This window comes from Winogradskyella endarachnes, assembly GCF_009741275.1.
Classification (GTDB): domain Bacteria; phylum Bacteroidota; class Bacteroidia; order Flavobacteriales; family Flavobacteriaceae; genus Winogradskyella; species Winogradskyella endarachnes.
Genome location: NZ_WOWS01000002.1, coordinates 650,732 through 666,050 on the forward strand (window position 1 = coordinate 650,732; position 15,319 = coordinate 666,050).

Here is a 15,319-nt window from a genome sequence, read left to right on the forward strand (position 1 = left end):
TAACCCATGAAAAAAATATTCATATGCATATTAGCTATAATATTAACAAGTTGTGATACAGAAGATATTGTTAGTCAGTTTGTAGATGGTTCAGTTAGTGCAGATATTAATGGAGAAACACAAACATGGCAATTTGGACCCAATGCATTAGGAGCAATAATAAATAGCGAATCTGTAGGTACTGAAACTGTTTATACCTTTAGTGTAGTAGCATCTACCGATGGTGTTTCAGATAATTCAGAAAGTAAATCTATTGGAGTTGTGGTGTTTATTGATAGTCCTGCCAACATTGTTTCAGGTGCAACATTTAATTCCTCTACCGATTTACTCGTTGCTTCATATGCGTTTGAAAGTACTAATAGTACATTGTCTATAGATGCTGATCATACGGTAAGTGCAACATTGCAAATTTCTAACATAAATTTATCTGATGAAACAATTTCTGGAATATTTAGTTTTGAAGTAATCGATGAAACTACTGCTATAACCTACAATATTACCAACGGCAGTTTTACAAATATTCCTTATTACAATGATTAATAGTTAATATAATTTATAAATCACAAGTTTATTTAAATTGAAAACCATCTCATAAAGGGATGGTTTTTTTAATTAAACCTATTACTTTTGATATATTAAGCCTTAAATTTTCAATTATGATTAAGAATGTATTAGTATTTTTTTTAGTTTTCTTTATGTTTTCTTTTCTGCCAGCGCAATCTGTTTTAGGAAAATGGAAAAGTATAGATGATAGTACAGGTAAAGCAAGGTCTATTATAGAAATTTATGAAAGTGATGGAAAAATCTACGGAAAAATTATAGAATTAATAGACCCAAAATCTAAAAACCCAATTTGCCGTGAATGCAAGGGAGCTAATAAAAATAAGCCTATAATAGGGTTAGTAATAATAAATGGTTTGTCTAAAAATGAAGATGTCTACGATGGCGGAACAATTTTAAATCCTGAAAACGGAAAGACATACGACTGTCGTTTAAAATTTGAAGACGATGAAGATACGTTACAAGTAAGAGGTTATTTAGCATTTTTCTATAAAACCCAATATTGGAAACGTATTAAATAATGTTACATTTTATAGATGTTATACTTCCAATTCCGCTTCAAAAGGCATTTACTTACCATATTACAGAGGCAGAATCTAAATTTTTATCGCTAGGTATGCGTGTTGCTGTGCCTTTTGGAAAAAGTAAAATATATACGGCTATAGTTTATAGTATTCATCAAAATCCACCAACAGCGTATGAGGCTAAAACCATTCATCAAATTTTAGATGAAACACCTGTAATTACTATGCACCAATTAAAACATTGGGAGTGGATTGCTAAGTATTATATGTGCAGTATTGGTGAAGTTCTTAGAGCAGCAATGCCAAATGCATTTCTTTTAGAAAGTGAAACTATTATTTCAAAAAATGAAAAACAAACTATTGATGAGTCTAATTTAAAAGATGACGAATTTTTAATCTATGAGGCTTTACAACATCAGTCGTCTTTAAAAATTAATGATGTGGTTTCTATTTTAGATAAAAAACGAGTTTTACCTACTATAAACAGTTTGGTAGAAAAAGGGGTTTTAAATCTACAGGAAGAACTTTATGAAAAATACACGCCAAAATTAGTGCGTTATGTAAAGTTACATCACAATCATAAATCTCAAGAGAAGCTTCAAGAATTATTAGAAGAATTAAGTAGAGCGCCAAAACAACGCGAAGTAGTCTTAACGCTTTTTACAATGGAAGCTTCACTAAAACAACCCATAAAAGTTTCTGATTTATCTCAGCAAAGTGGTGCATCAACGAGTATTATTAAAACGCTAATTGATAAACAAATATTAGAAGAATATCATATTCAGGTGGATCGCGTTAGGTATGAAGGAGAAGGTGATGAAGATGCTAAACGATTAAGTGAGGCTCAACAAACAGCTTTTAATGAGGTTGAAACTATTTTTAGAGAAAAATCAGTAGCCTTATTACATGGTGTCACTTCTTCTGGTAAAACCGAAATTTATGTTCAGCTTATTCAAAAACAATTAGAAATAGGTAAACAGGTATTGTATTTGTTGCCAGAAATAGCATTAACTACGCAATTGGTTAATAGACTTCAAGATTATTTTGGAGAGAAAGTAGCTGTTTTTCATTCTAGATATTCAGGAAACGAAAGAGTAGAGGTTTGGCAAAATATGCTATCTAATTCTCAAAAAGCGCAAGTTATTATTGGTGCGCGCTCCTCTTTATTATTGCCATTTCAAAATTTAGGTTTAATTATTGTAGATGAAGAGCACGAGCAATCTTATAAGCAATTTGATCCTGCACCACGTTATCACGCTAGAGATGCCGCCATTGTTTTGGCTAATATTTTTAAAGCCAAAACGTTATTAGGTTCTGCAACACCAAGTTTAGAAAGTTATTTTAATGCAAGCCAAGGAAAATATGGCTTGGTAGAATTAAATACACGTTACAATAATGTATTGATGCCAGATATTGAATTGGTAGATTTAGCAGATAAGTACAAACGTAAACGTATGAAAGGTCATTTTAGCGATAGACTTATTGAAGAAATGACCGAAACGTTAGAAGAAGGTTTTCAGATTATATTATTTCAAAATAGAAGAGGGTATTCACCAATTATTGAGTGTACAACTTGTGGTACGTCACCACAATGTCCTAATTGCGATGTAAGTTTAACCTATCATCAATACAGAGATCAATTACGTTGTCATTATTGCGGTTACAATTCGGCAATGCAAAAGGCGTGTCAAGCTTGCGGAAATTCTACATTAGATACCAAAGGATTTGGTACGGAACAGATAGAGCAAGAAGTAAAAGTGTTATTTCCAGAGAAGAAAGTGGCACGTATGGATTTAGATACCACACGAGGTAAATATGGATTTGAAAAAATTATAACCAGCTTTGAGCAGCGCGAAGTAGATATATTAGTAGGTACGCAAATGCTAACCAAAGGTTTAGATTTTAGATTTGTGAAGCTAGTTGGAATTATGAATGCAGATAACTTACTTAATTTTCCAGATTTTAGAGCACACGAGCGTAGTTATCAGTTAATGGCTCAGGTTTCAGGCAGAGCAGGTAGAACTGAATTGCGTGGAAAAGTGTTGATACAAACCTACAACCCTCATCATAACATACTACAGCAAGTATCTACAAATTCATATAAAGAAATGTTTACTGAGCAAATAAATGAGCGCTATAATTTTAAATATCCTCCAATATATCGTTTAATAAAAATTACGTTTAAGCATAAAGATTATAACCGTGTAAATTTAGCAGCAGACTGGTATGCAAAATCTTTAAAACACTATTTTAAATCTAATGTATTAGGTCCTGAATTTCCTCCAGTCTCTCGAATAAGAAATTTATATCATAAAAATATTTTAATTAAAATTCCGCAGCAGCAATCTTTAGGTAAAACAAAAGAGGCCATAAGAAAGATTGATAACAGTTTTAATGCTGTCAAGGATTTTAGATCAGTGCGTGTGGTTATAAATGTAGATAATTATTAAAATAAAAAATCCTAAGCCGTCATGACTTAGGATTTTTTAAAATTATAATGTAATGCTTAAATCATAATGTAAGGTTTTACATGTTGTTTAAGGCATCAACTAATTGAGTCTTTTTGTTTCGACTCAACGGAATTTCGTAAGCGCCAACTTCAACATTTTTACTATTAAATCTGTCAATTTTATCGAGGTTTACAATATAAGATTTGTGAATTCTTAAAAATTTTCCTTCTGGTAATTCACTTTCAAAAGCTTTCATTGTTGATAAAACCACTAAGCTGTTTTCTTCAGTTACTACTTTTACATAGTCACCAAGAGCTTCAATCCATTTAATGTCCTTAATATATACTTTACGTTTTTTAAGGTTACTTTTTACAAAAATATGTTCGCCGTCTGTTTCGTTAAAGTCTAGTTTTAATTTGTGCTGCTCAATAGCCTTTTCTACGGCAGTGTTAAAACGTTCTTTAGTGATAGGTTTTTGAAGATAATCTGTAGCGTCATAATTAAACGCTTTAAAAGCATATTCGGTTTTACCAGTAACAAAAATAATTTGGGGTTTGTTGTTGAGTACATCTAGTAACTCAAAACCGTTTAATACAGGCATTTCAATATCTAAAAAGATAAGATCTACTTTATGCGTATTAAGACCATTTTTTGTTTCTAATGCACTACTGTACTCTGCTATAAGATTAAGAGAGGAATGGTTCTCAATTAATTTTACTATAGAGAGACGCTGAATCGCAGAATCATCAACAACTACACAGTTTAAAGTCATAACATTATTTAATTTTAGGTTAAGATATCGACAATAGTACGATAATTTCGGTTAAAAAACAAATAATACCGACAAACCGTAAAAATTAACATAAAATTTTAGTTCAATTTATGGGGTAAATCTGTGTTTTCAAAGTAGTTGTAAAAGTAGTTGTCAGATTTATAAAAAATATGTATTTTTGCAGCCGTTTTAACAATAAACAAAATTATTATTATGAATCATTATGAAACTGTTTTCATCTTAAATCCCGTTTTATCTGAAGATCAGATAAAGGAGACAGTAAAGAAATATGAGGATTTCCTCGTTTCTAAAGGAGCTAAGATGGTATCAAAAGAAGATTGGGGCTTAAAAAAATTAGCTTATCCAATTCAAAACAAAAAAAGTGGTTTTTATCACTTATTTGAGTACACTGTTGCTGGAGAGGTAATAGAGCCTTTAGAAGTAGAGTTTAGACGTGATGAGCGTTTTATGCGTTACTTAACTGTGAAATTAGACAAGCATGCTATTTCATGGGCTGAGAGAAGAAGAGAAAAACTTAAAGTTAAAGCAAAAGCGTAATTATGTCATCTATAGAACAACAAGCAAAAGGAAAAAAAGACGGTGAAATTAGATATTTAACACCATTAAATATTGAGACGTCTAAGACTAAGAAATATTGTCGTTTTAAGAAATCTGGAATCAAGTATGTAGATTATAAAGATGCAGATTGGTTATTAGGTTTTGTAAACGAGCAAGGTAAGTTATTACCAAGACGTTTAACAGGAACTTCTTTAAAATACCAAAGAAAAGTATCTGTAGCGGTAAAGAGAGCTAGACATTTAGCTTTAATGCCATACGTAGCTGATTTATTAAAATAAAATACCGATAACAATGGAACTTATATTAAAACAAGACGTTGAAAATTTAGGATTTAAAGACGATGTTGTAACAGTTAAGAACGGTTATGGTAGAAACTTTTTAATTCCTCAAGGCCATGCTATAATGGCTACTTCTTCTGCTAAAAAAGTTTTAGCAGAAACTTTAAAGCAAAGAGCATTTAAAGAAAAATCTGTAATTGAAGCTGCTGAAAAAACAGCAGAAGCAATTAAAGGTTTAGATATAAAAATAACAGCAAAAGCTGGTACAGGAGCTACAGCAGGAGATAAATTATTTGGTTCTATTACCACAATTGATTTAGCTGAAGCTCTTAAAAATGCTGGTCACGATGTTGAGAAGAAATTTATTTCTATCAATGGTGGTAACATTAAGCGTTTAGGTCAGTACGAAGCTGCAATAAGATTGCACAGATCAGTAACAGTTGATTTATCTTTCGATGTTGTTGGTGAAGCCTAGTCTTTATTAAAATAAATTTTAAAACCGTTTAGTTTTCTAAACGGTTTTTTTATAATTTTTTTTTAGTTCAGCCCTAGTGAATTATAATTTTACAGGTTCAAAATTATTACTTTATACATGAAAAAAAATCTTCTAATTTTAATTGTTCTTGCTTTTATAAGTTGTAAAAACACTTCAAAAAAAGAGACTATTGTTGAGGTTGAAGTTTCTCAGCTAATAAATTTATTTAAAGCATCTCGTACAGATTACCCAAACATTAGTGTACATCGTGGTGGTAAAGGGTTATTAAATTATCCAGAAAATTGCTTAGAATCTATAAAATTTATAAACGATAGTATTTCTGCTATTTACGAGATAGATGTTGCCCAAACCAAAGATGAACAGTTAGTTTTAATGCACGATAACGCTATAGATAGAACATCTACAGGAACAGGTAAAGTAAGCGATTTAACGTATAATGAATTAAAGCAATTTAATTTAGTGGACGATTTTGGTAACAAAACACCATTTAAAATACCATTATTTTCTGAAGTATTAGATTGGTGTAAAAAAAATAATGTCATCCTTACAGTAGATATTAAACGTAGTGTAAAACAGCAAGATGTAATTGAAGTTATTAAACGTAAGAATGCAGAAGATATTAGTATTATAATTACTTATAATGTAGAACAAGCAAAAACAGCTTATCAATTAGCACCAGAATTATTGTTATCAGTTTCGGCAAGAAATAATGAAGAATTTAATAGGCTTTTAGATGCTAAAATACCAACTAAAAATATGCTTGCCTTTACAGGTACACGTCTGTCTGATGCTTCATTGTTTAATAGGTTACATGATAACAATATTGTTTGCATGCTTGGCACATTAGGTAACTTAGACAAAAGCGCTGCAGCCAAAGGTGATGATTTGTACAAGAAATGGAAACAATTAGGTGCAGATGTTTTGGCAACAGATAGACCATTTGCCGCATATAAAGCTATAAATAATTAAAAAATAGATTCTGATACATGTTCAGAATGACAAATCAATGTTGAAATGAAATATTCAAGATTAACAAAAGAACAATTTGAAGAGTTACACCAAGAATTCATTAACTTTTTAGCTACTCAATCTATTACAGCTGATGAGTGGGAAGATATAAAGAAAAATAAACCAGAAACTGCCGAACAAGAATTAGATGTATTTAGTGATTTAGTTTGGTTAGGTGTACTACAAAAAGTTGAATATTTAGAGCATATTTCTCCAAATCAAATTCATTTATTTCAATGTAATGAAAAAAGCATGCGTTTAATTGCTTTAAGAATTGAAAATAAACGCGTAGATTTTACAACTAAAGAAGGTTTTAATTGGTTACGCGATAATTTATTATCTGATTCTGTTGAGTTTTTTAATGCAAAAAAAGACTACTCAGAAGATAAGTATTTAGATATCTTTAAAATGATTCAATCTGGTGCAAATATCACAAAGGGTGAGTTGTTTAATTACTTTGCTAATTTGGTAAAAGGATAAATTTACTGCGTAGACAGAAGTCTCGTGTTAAATGTGAATTTATTTATTTTTGAGAACGCTATATCCATATTAGTTCTTAGCTCCAACGATTTTGAATTATTAAAGTTTAATAAACTCGAGTTTTATTTATTGAGATTCCTGTCTTCGCAGGAGTCTTACTCATAACGTAAACTCTCAATTGGGTCTAGCCTTGCGGCTTTAGTTGCTGGATATAAACCAGAAACAATAGCTACTATAAAAGCAATACTAGTAGCCCAAATCATGGCAACCCAAGGTGTGGAGAATTCTAAATCAAAACCATTAGCTACAGCCATACCAATTAAAATACCTAGAATGATGCCTAAAATTCCACCAAGTTGACCAATAATTATGGTTTCCATAAAAAATTGAAAAGCAATAGTTTTACGCTTTGCACCAAGTGCTTTTCTCACACCAATTTCTCTGGTGCGTTCACTTACAGAAACTAGCATAATATTCATTAAAGCAATCGTAGAACCAAAAATAGTGATGATGCTTATAATCCATGCTGCAAGGTAAAGTGCAGCTGTGTTTTCAGCAACTCGGTTAAGCAAATCGTCACTACGCTCTAGTCCAAAATCGTTATCTTCAATAGGGTTTAATCTTCTAATATTTCTAAAGGTTAAAATAGCATCTTCTTGTGCAACGTCTAACATATCAGTTTTATCAACTTTTACACTTAAATTATAATTGATATTAGGATTAGTGAAAATAGAACGTGCTTTTTGTATAGGTATAATGACTCTTAAATCTTGATTATTTCCAAACGTAGAGCCTTTTTCTTTTAAAACACCAATAACTTTAAATTTAGAACCTCTTATGCTGATAGTTTTATTAACCGGATTATCTTCAGGAAACAAGGCCTTTTGCAAATCGCTACCAATTACACAAACGCCATTGCTATTTTTTACATCAAATACATTTAACGACCTACCATTATCAATTTCTAAACCAGAGTTTTCAATATAAAATTCGTTAGCACCTAAAACCGCAACTTCTGGATCTGTTTTTTCACTGTCATATTTTACCTCGGCAGTAGATGTTCCGTAAAATGAAACAGCTACTTTAGTAAACGGAAAATCATAATTATCTTCAAAATCTTTCACATTTCTGTAGTTAATAACCGGATTTATTTTTTGACGTTCTCTACTGCTTTGACGTTGATTTGTAAATTCGTAACGCTGAATATTGAAGGTATTAGAACCCATTGAAGAAAAATTACTCGTAATGGTATTTTCTAAAGCAGAGACACCACTTAAAATTCCTACTAAAGCCATTATTCCAATAGCAATAATTAAAACCGTTAATATAGTACGAAGCAATTGCCCTTTTATAGAGTCAAAGGCAATTCTAATATTCTCTCTAGCTAATGAAAACATAGTATTTTATCGCGTTAGTTGGGTTGTTTTAAGTATAAGACTACTTAATCCGTATAAAGTTACTATAAAATGAAGATATCTTTATAAGACCTCTGAAAAATATAATATTTTTGCGTTGAATTTTACATTTAAAATAAAGTTTCACTAAAAGAGATTCCTGCTTTTGTAGGACGTATATATGGCACAAAAACCAAGCATCCCAAAAGGTACAAGAGATTTTAATGCAGCAGAAGTTGCAAAACGTTCTTATATAATGGAAACTATTAAAGAACAGTTTCAAATTTTTGGATTTCAACCTATTGAAACACCAAGCTTTGAAAACTCAGAAACCTTAATGGGAAAATATGGAGATGAAGGTGATCGCTTGATTTTTAAAATTTTGAATAGTGGTGAGTATTTAAAGAAAATTTCTGACGAAGATTATAATGCTAAGTCTGAAGTTAAAATAACGCCTAAAATTTCAGAAAAAGCACTTCGTTACGATCTCACAGTACCTTTTGCACGTTATGTAGTACAACATCAAAATGATATAGAATTTCCATTTAAGCGTTATCAAATTCAACCGGTTTGGCGCGCAGATCGTCCACAAAAAGGACGATTTAGAGAGTTTTTTCAGTGCGATGCAGATGTGGTAGGTTCTAAATCTTTGTTTCAAGAAGTAGAGTTTGTGCAGTTATATGATGCGGTTTTTTCAGCTTTAAAATTAGAAGGTGTTACTATTAAAATCAATAACCGAAAAATCTTATCTGGTATTGCAGACGTAATTGGAGCACAAGATAAACTCATCGATTTTACAGTGGCTTTAGATAAGTTAGATAAAATAGGAGAGGAGAAGGTAAAAGAGGAAATGCGAAGTAAAGGTATATCTGAAGATGGTATTACTAAGCTTCAACCTTTATTTACCTTAAAAGGTGATTTTGGAAATCAAATAGAAAGTTTAAAATCTATTTTGAGTGCTTCAGAAATTGGACTAAAAGGTATTGAAGAATTAGAATTTATAAATACAGCCATTTCAAACTTAAAACTAAAAACAGCTATCTTACAATTAGACGTTACTTTAGCTAGAGGTTTAAATTATTATACAGGTGCTATTTTTGAAGTCTCAGCGCCAGAAGGTGTAAAAATGGGATCTATTGGTGGAGGTGGTCGTTACGATGATCTTACCGGAATCTTTGGTTTAAAAGAAATGAGTGGTGTTGGTATTAGCTTTGGCTTGGACCGAATTTATTTAGTGTTAGAAGAATTGAATTTGTTTCCAGATACCATTACAGAATCTACAAAAGTATTGTTTATTAATTTTGGCGATAATGAGGCAATGTATAGTTTAGGTGCAGTTACAAAGTTAAGAGCTGAAGGTATAAAAGCAGAGTTATTTCCAGATGCTGCAATATCGGGCAAGCAAAAGAAAAAACAAATGAACTATGCTAACCGTCGTAATATTCCTTATGTTGTTTTAGTTGGTGACCAGGAGTTGAATTCAGAAGTGTTTACATTAAAAAATATGGAGTCTGGTGAACAAAAAACTGTTGATTTAGCTACGTTAACTAGCTTTTTAAAATAAAGAAAGCCTCAGTTGAATGACAATGAGACTTTCTTCTAACTAACTAAAAACAATTATTTATTTGACTATTATTTTTTTTGTTACTAATAAACCAGCTTCGGTTTGAAGCTTTATAATGTAGGTGCCACTACTTAAATTATCTATACTATATTCTGAATAATTACTTAATGTGATAGCGTTATTATTATATACAGATTGTCCAAGCACGTTATATAAGTGCATGGATTTAATATCAAAATAATAAGGGTTTATAATTACTATTTTTTCGATATCATTAGAATAGAGGATATCAATGCTTGTTGTTGTTTGGTTTTCTAAACTTAATGCGTCTGCAGCTAAACCAAAAGTGATTTCAAAGCGATCTAAATAGGTGCCAGCATTTAAGAAAATCTCGTAATTATTAAGTCTTAAATCATGATAGATTCCTAAGTCTTTATCATGTAGGTAGATATTGAATTCTGATGGTACATTTTCTAATTCATCTATAGTTATAGAATTTATACCATCTGTACTCGTTTTTATACCAAGAGGATAGATGCTTGTAGTTTCTGCATCATTACTTCCTTGTATAATATAGGCTTCAGTGTTTATTAGCCAGTACATATCATCTATTTGGTCTTCGTTTAATAAGCCATCGTAAGCCCAATCTACACCTGTTGTAGCATTGTTATCTATTGTTAATAATAGTTGACGTTTTATGGTATTAACAGAGTTAAAGCCAATTCTAAATTTCATTCTTAAATCCTCTTCTTCAACTGTGGTATCATCGTTATTAGTTTTAGCTATTGAAGTATTTGTACTTCTCATAAAAACTGAAGTACTATTTTCTTTTTGAAAAACACGTTGACTATTGTTAAAGTTTATTGTTCCGGAATTTTCACCAATGACAAAGAAACCTTGACCAACAGGTATATAGCGACCTGGTTGTTTAGTTGGTGTTCCACCAGAGGCAAGATTAGGGTAATTATTAGCCATATAAGCTGCGGCAACTGCGCCAGAATAATTATAGGTAGCGTAACCACCTTGATAATCTTGTAAAATATGTGATCCGCCTCCCCAATGTTCCCAAAAATATAATGTACCACTAATTAACGGTGTAGTATCTGAAGTAGAGCTGTTATTGTAAGTAAGTTCTATGCCATTGTCACTTATAAATTTATCGGCATCAATAGCAGATGGATAAGGGTTACCAACTAAGTAATCGTTATTTGCGGCTAATGTAAGATTGATATCGCCATTATTAGGCAGACCAGAAAACACGTAATTTTGAGGGGTTGTAATAGAGCCTGTTCCTGGACCCTTCATGGTAAACCCTTCGCCAGGATAAATTTTTCCTGTTTTTCTTATGTGTTGCCAAGACGAATAATCTCCAGTAGGATGGTTGGCAAATTTCCATATCCAATAATCGGCTATTTTAATTGGGCTAGTTGCTGCGCCATTATATCCTGAAGACGAAAAGTTAATTGTAGTTGGAACATCTGGGTTTGTACCATCTCTCATAATATCAGATACATTATAGTTTAGCGCAGTAGAATTTTGACGTTTTACAGGTGAAGACCAATAGTTGTATGTGTAAGTGTCTGCTGTACCTTGTTGGTCGCGTTCAATTTTACCTATACTAGTATCATCAAGTACACTATCCTCGCCTTGTATTAGTTGAGATTCGCCTTCTAAGTCAATAAAACCATCTAATTTCAGATACCATGACACATTGAGTTCAGAATCATTTGTTATATGATATTCAATAGGGTTGTTAGTTGCATCTGTTTCTTCTATAAATAAGCCTAGATGTTTTTGTCTGTTATTAAAGGTGACATCATTGTGTTCTACTTTTACAATAGACCAGTCGTAATTAATAGCATCTTCTCCATTAATACCATCAGATGCTATAGTTAAAGCAGTTTCTAGATTTCCACTTTGTTTTGTTACAAAAGGCATTGGTGCAGATTGATAATTGAACGTTTTTATATTGTATAGTCTTGCGCCAGAATTAGTATCTACAACAGGTGTTGTTAAATTGTCTGTATACGCACCTTTTAATTGATCTAATCTGTAATATTTTATAAGGTTAGCCCATGGAAGTGGTGTAATATTGTCACTATCTACAAAATTGGTGATATCTCTTGGTATTACAGTGCCTCTTATAGTAGAGCCATTAGCCTCTATTTCTTGGTATACCATTTTTTGTATTTCATCATCAGAAAGTGCTTTGTTAAAGAGTCTTACTTCGTCTAGATAACCTTTAAAAAACCAAGGTGTTGTGCTATGGTCTCTTCTACCCATATAAAAAGGTGTATTATCTGTATTGAGGTTTCCAGAGATTGAGCTATCTCGTACAAATTCGCCATTAACATAGATTTTTAGACTGTTAGTAATACTGCTATAAGTAGCACCAACATGAACCCATTGGTCTGTTGGTAAAGGAACGGTGTAAAACAAGTTTTTGGTATTAGCTCTAACTAACAAACGTCTGTTACCTAATAGTCTGAAATAAAAATTGTTCTGACCAAATAGAATTTGATTTCCGGTTCCTGTTGAATCTATTTTTATCCAACCCATTAACGTACATTCTGGCCAATTACTAATAACTGGGTCATCTTGGATATAATCATTTCTGCCATCAAAATATATTTGAAGCTTTTTATCTATATCTCTAGGTGAACCAAAAATAGTGTTGTCAGTATCAAAATTATCTAGTAATCCATCGCCATCTGTATCAGAATTTCCATCAATTACACCATCGTTATTTGTATCTAAGTCAGCATAAAGTGTATTGTTGATATCAAAAGTAGCTTCAATATTATTGTAATTATCAATATAGTCTGGTAGTTCATCGTTATCTGAATCTTTAACATAAAATGCATGGTCTGTACCTTGGTTAGAATTTCCATAACTGTTATTTATGGTATTACCATTATAATAATCGTAGATATCTAAAATACCATCTGAGAAATACTCTAAAACACCATCGGAGTCAAAGTCTTTTTCTCTTACAGCGTCAGTATCTAAGCCATCACCAACACCATCACCATCTATGTCTCCATCACCATTTTGAAATGAAGAATTTCCTATATTACCAGCACCAGATTCGTCAACATCAAAAATACCGTCGTTATCACTATCTAAATCGAGATAATTTGGTACACCATCATTATCGGTATCTAACGCTGTTGTATTTTCTATAGCATCGTGTAAGCCATTATTATTGGTGTCAATTAATGAAGAAATTACAGCATTACCAGAAGTTAAGGAAGCAAAACCTGCTTCTACAGCATCTGGTATACCATCATTATCACTATCTAAGTCATATACATTGGCTATACCATCGTTATCTGTATCGCATAGGGTTTGTATAATTTGTATATCATCAATAGCTAAATCGTTTCCAAGTCCTCCAGACTGGTCATTGTAAAAGTATACATTAAATTCACTAACCGAAAAGGTAAGGTCAGCTGTAAAATTATGCCAACTTGCTGCGGCATCACCATTGATAGATGGAGGAATATCACCTGTGTTAATTGTAGCAAGTAAATTGTCATTTACATCTCTAAATTCTACTTTAATTTGTGGTCTTAACCTACTGTTTATGTTTGGGGCAGATGTTGTATCTAAATTTAATACCCAAAAACTATAAGTAATAGGCACGTTAGGTAATGCACCTACAATATTTGCTGTATAGAAAACACCTGGATCGTAAGCGGCATTAAACATAGCCATTCTTCCGTTGGTATCACCTTCAGTGTGATCACCACCAGTATACCAATATTGGTCAGCCCAAGAAGCAACTTCAGAGTTTGGTGTATCGTTATTACCATCACCATCAGCAGCCCTATGATATACGGTGTATTTTCCATCTCCTAAATTAATATTACCATCACAAGAGCCGTAACCATCTTCGTAACAATACGTTGTAATAGCATTATAAGATGTATTAATTTGTGTTCTGTTACCAGTACCAAAAGTTTCATTTAAAAATTTATAATTTGTAGTTGTAGATATATTAGAATTTAAACAAGCTAATTCTTCATCAGAATCTGCAATACCGTCATTGTCATCATCCATGTCAAGATTATCTAAAATACCATCACCATCACTATCAAAGAAACTTAGAGTGGCTTCAGCTTTAATTTTAAATGTGAATGGATTTTCGTCGGAATCATTATTATCTATTGTAACAATAGCAGTTGAAATCCCTGTATTTATTGAATTAAATTGAATATCAATAGTTGTTTGTTGTCCTGCCGTTATAGAATTATCATAGGTACCAATTATTGAGAAATCTGTTGTATTAGATAAAGAAATATTAGTTATAGATAATGTTGACGTTCCAGTGTTTTTAATAGTAAATGTTTTAATTATGGCGTTGTTTAGTTCAGCAGAACCATAGTCTGTATTGTTCGCAATACTTGGCGAATTACTTCCATCATTAATTTGATTAGCTAAACCAGTTACATTTATTTCTGGTGCATTTGGATAGCCTTTAATAATTATATTATCTACATACATTTCTCTCCATGCAGAATTTGTACGAATTCTAAATTTAGAAGTATTGGTAAAAACATATGTTGCACTATCTATAGTAATAGAGGCGGAATAATTGATGTCATTGTCGTAATTAGGATAGTTATAATACCCTATTTCAGTCCAATTTGTACCATTATCATTAGAAAACTCCACAAAATAATGTTGATCCCACCAAAAGTTATTCAATCTAAAATCGAACTCTATTGTTGCTGCGCCATAAGCTGTTAGATTAATGTTGTTAGAGTATGTAGATGAATTACTTCCAGAATCATATTGCAGCGTAACGCCTTTGCCTGAACCTATAGGTGTAGAGTTAGATAGATGCACATTTGAGCCGCCATCATTCCAATTTCCCCAGCCAGAACTAAAATTATCTGTTGTTATAATTGTTTGTGCGGATATATTAAAGCTAATCATTATAAACGCGCAAAAAAGAGCACATTTATTGTAATTAAACTGGCTATTCATTTCGGTTAAATTTAGTTTGGGACTAAGTTCTAGGACAAACGTATGGTTTTAATCTTTAAAAAGCAAATAATCACGATAAAATACTTTTAATTGTAGTCTTTTTATTACTTTAGATGTGTGAATTATTATGTAATAACTCTAGTAATCCTTATGCTATATAGTATATAAGGCATATGCTATATCAATCACATGAATTTAAACTTTGCATTACATGTTCTAAC

General features: G+C 31.7%; 12 protein-coding genes. 9 read left to right on the top strand and 3 right to left on the bottom strand.

The window, feature by feature from the left end:
• Positions 1 to 6 precede the first annotated feature (6 nt).
• From GN138_RS07580 to priA, 3 genes are all read left to right on the top strand, one after another.
• A complete protein-coding gene (locus GN138_RS07580; protein WP_157363188.1) occupies positions 7 to 540 on the top strand; it encodes a hypothetical protein in 534 nt (177 codons plus the stop codon).
• A gap of 116 nt (positions 541 to 656) precedes the next feature.
• Positions 657 to 1,082 carry a DUF2147 domain-containing protein gene (locus GN138_RS07585; RefSeq protein ID WP_157363189.1) on the top strand — a complete coding sequence of 142 codons (426 nt, stop codon included), beginning with the start codon at positions 657 to 659 and terminating at the stop codon, positions 1,080 to 1,082.
• Complete coding sequence (gene priA / locus GN138_RS07590; protein ID WP_157363190.1) at positions 1,082 to 3,535, top strand: replication restart helicase PriA; 2,454 nt, start codon at positions 1,082 to 1,084, stop codon at positions 3,533 to 3,535. The genes GN138_RS07585 and priA overlap by 1 nt, the downstream gene beginning before the upstream one ends.
• A gap of 76 nt (positions 3,536 to 3,611) precedes the next feature.
• Here priA and GN138_RS07595 read toward each other — a convergent pair whose 3' ends face one another.
• Positions 3,612 to 4,307 carry a LytR/AlgR family response regulator transcription factor gene (locus tag GN138_RS07595; protein ID WP_092443855.1) on the bottom strand — a complete coding sequence of 232 codons (696 nt, stop codon included), beginning with the start codon at positions 4,305 to 4,307 and terminating at the stop codon, positions 3,612 to 3,614.
• Positions 4,308 to 4,520: 213 nt separating this feature from the next.
• Between GN138_RS07595 and rpsF the strand changes: the two genes are divergently transcribed.
• From rpsF to GN138_RS07620, 5 genes are all read left to right on the top strand, one after another.
• Positions 4,521 to 4,865: a 30S ribosomal protein S6 gene (gene rpsF / locus GN138_RS07600; RefSeq protein ID WP_157363191.1), complete on the top strand. Its 345-nt coding sequence runs from the start codon at positions 4,521 to 4,523 to the stop codon at positions 4,863 to 4,865.
• Positions 4,865 to 5,164, top strand: a complete 300-nt coding sequence (rpsR, locus tag GN138_RS07605) for a 30S ribosomal protein S18 (protein WP_172837628.1) — start codon at positions 4,865 to 4,867, stop codon at positions 5,162 to 5,164. The genes rpsF and rpsR overlap by 1 nt, the downstream gene beginning before the upstream one ends.
• Before the next feature lie 13 nt (positions 5,165 to 5,177).
• Positions 5,178 to 5,639, top strand: coding sequence for a 50S ribosomal protein L9 (rplI, locus tag GN138_RS07610; protein WP_157363192.1), 462 nt, complete (start codon positions 5,178 to 5,180; stop codon positions 5,637 to 5,639).
• A 117-nt stretch (positions 5,640 to 5,756) separates the two neighbouring features.
• Positions 5,757 to 6,629 (top strand): glycerophosphodiester phosphodiesterase family protein, encoded by an 873-nt coding sequence (locus GN138_RS07615; RefSeq protein ID WP_157363193.1) that lies wholly within the window; start codon positions 5,757 to 5,759, stop codon positions 6,627 to 6,629.
• Positions 6,630 to 6,674: 45 nt separating this feature from the next.
• The gene (locus tag GN138_RS07620; RefSeq protein ID WP_157363194.1) at positions 6,675 to 7,148 is read left to right on the top strand and encodes a DUF6495 family protein; all 474 of its coding nucleotides are present in this window, start codon (positions 6,675 to 6,677) and stop codon (positions 7,146 to 7,148) included.
• A gap of 155 nt (positions 7,149 to 7,303) precedes the next feature.
• Here GN138_RS07620 and GN138_RS07625 read toward each other — a convergent pair whose 3' ends face one another.
• Positions 7,304 to 8,545 carry an ABC transporter permease gene (locus GN138_RS07625; RefSeq protein WP_157363195.1) on the bottom strand — a complete coding sequence of 414 codons (1,242 nt, stop codon included), beginning with the start codon at positions 8,543 to 8,545 and terminating at the stop codon, positions 7,304 to 7,306.
• A gap of 178 nt (positions 8,546 to 8,723) precedes the next feature.
• On the opposite strand from GN138_RS07625, the gene hisS reads away from it, so the two are divergent.
• Positions 8,724 to 10,106 carry a histidine--tRNA ligase gene (gene hisS / locus GN138_RS07630; RefSeq protein WP_157363196.1) on the top strand — a complete coding sequence of 461 codons (1,383 nt, stop codon included), beginning with the start codon at positions 8,724 to 8,726 and terminating at the stop codon, positions 10,104 to 10,106.
• A 57-nt stretch (positions 10,107 to 10,163) separates the two neighbouring features.
• On the opposite strand, the gene GN138_RS07635 is transcribed toward hisS, so the two are convergent.
• Complete coding sequence (locus GN138_RS07635; protein WP_197429328.1) at positions 10,164 to 15,047, bottom strand: LamG-like jellyroll fold domain-containing protein; 4,884 nt, start codon at positions 15,045 to 15,047, stop codon at positions 10,164 to 10,166.
• Positions 15,048 to 15,319: the final 272 nt, after the last annotated feature.

Excerpts from the sequence above, each read along its gene's own strand:
- GN138_RS07580 (WP_157363188.1), top strand. The coding sequence starts at position 7 with ATGAAAAAAATATTCATATGCATATTAGCTATAATATTAACAAGTTGT.
- GN138_RS07585 (WP_157363189.1), top strand. The coding sequence starts at position 657 with ATGATTAAGAATGTATTAGTATTTTTTTTAGTTTTCTTTATGTTTTCT.
- priA (WP_157363190.1), top strand. The coding sequence starts at position 1,082 with ATGTTACATTTTATAGATGTTATACTTCCAATTCCGCTTCAAAAGGCA.
- GN138_RS07595 (WP_092443855.1), bottom strand. The coding sequence starts at position 4,307 with ATGACTTTAAACTGTGTAGTTGTTGATGATTCTGCGATTCAGCGTCTC.
- rpsF (WP_157363191.1), top strand. The coding sequence starts at position 4,521 with ATGAATCATTATGAAACTGTTTTCATCTTAAATCCCGTTTTATCTGAA.
- rplI (WP_157363192.1), top strand. The coding sequence starts at position 5,178 with ATGGAACTTATATTAAAACAAGACGTTGAAAATTTAGGATTTAAAGAC.
- GN138_RS07615 (WP_157363193.1), top strand. The coding sequence starts at position 5,757 with ATGAAAAAAAATCTTCTAATTTTAATTGTTCTTGCTTTTATAAGTTGT.
- GN138_RS07620 (WP_157363194.1), top strand. The coding sequence starts at position 6,675 with ATGAAATATTCAAGATTAACAAAAGAACAATTTGAAGAGTTACACCAA.
- GN138_RS07625 (WP_157363195.1), bottom strand. The coding sequence starts at position 8,545 with ATGTTTTCATTAGCTAGAGAGAATATTAGAATTGCCTTTGACTCTATA.
- hisS (WP_157363196.1), top strand. The coding sequence starts at position 8,724 with ATGGCACAAAAACCAAGCATCCCAAAAGGTACAAGAGATTTTAATGCA.
- GN138_RS07635 (WP_197429328.1), bottom strand. The coding sequence starts at position 15,047 with ATGATTAGCTTTAATATATCCGCACAAACAATTATAACAACAGATAAT.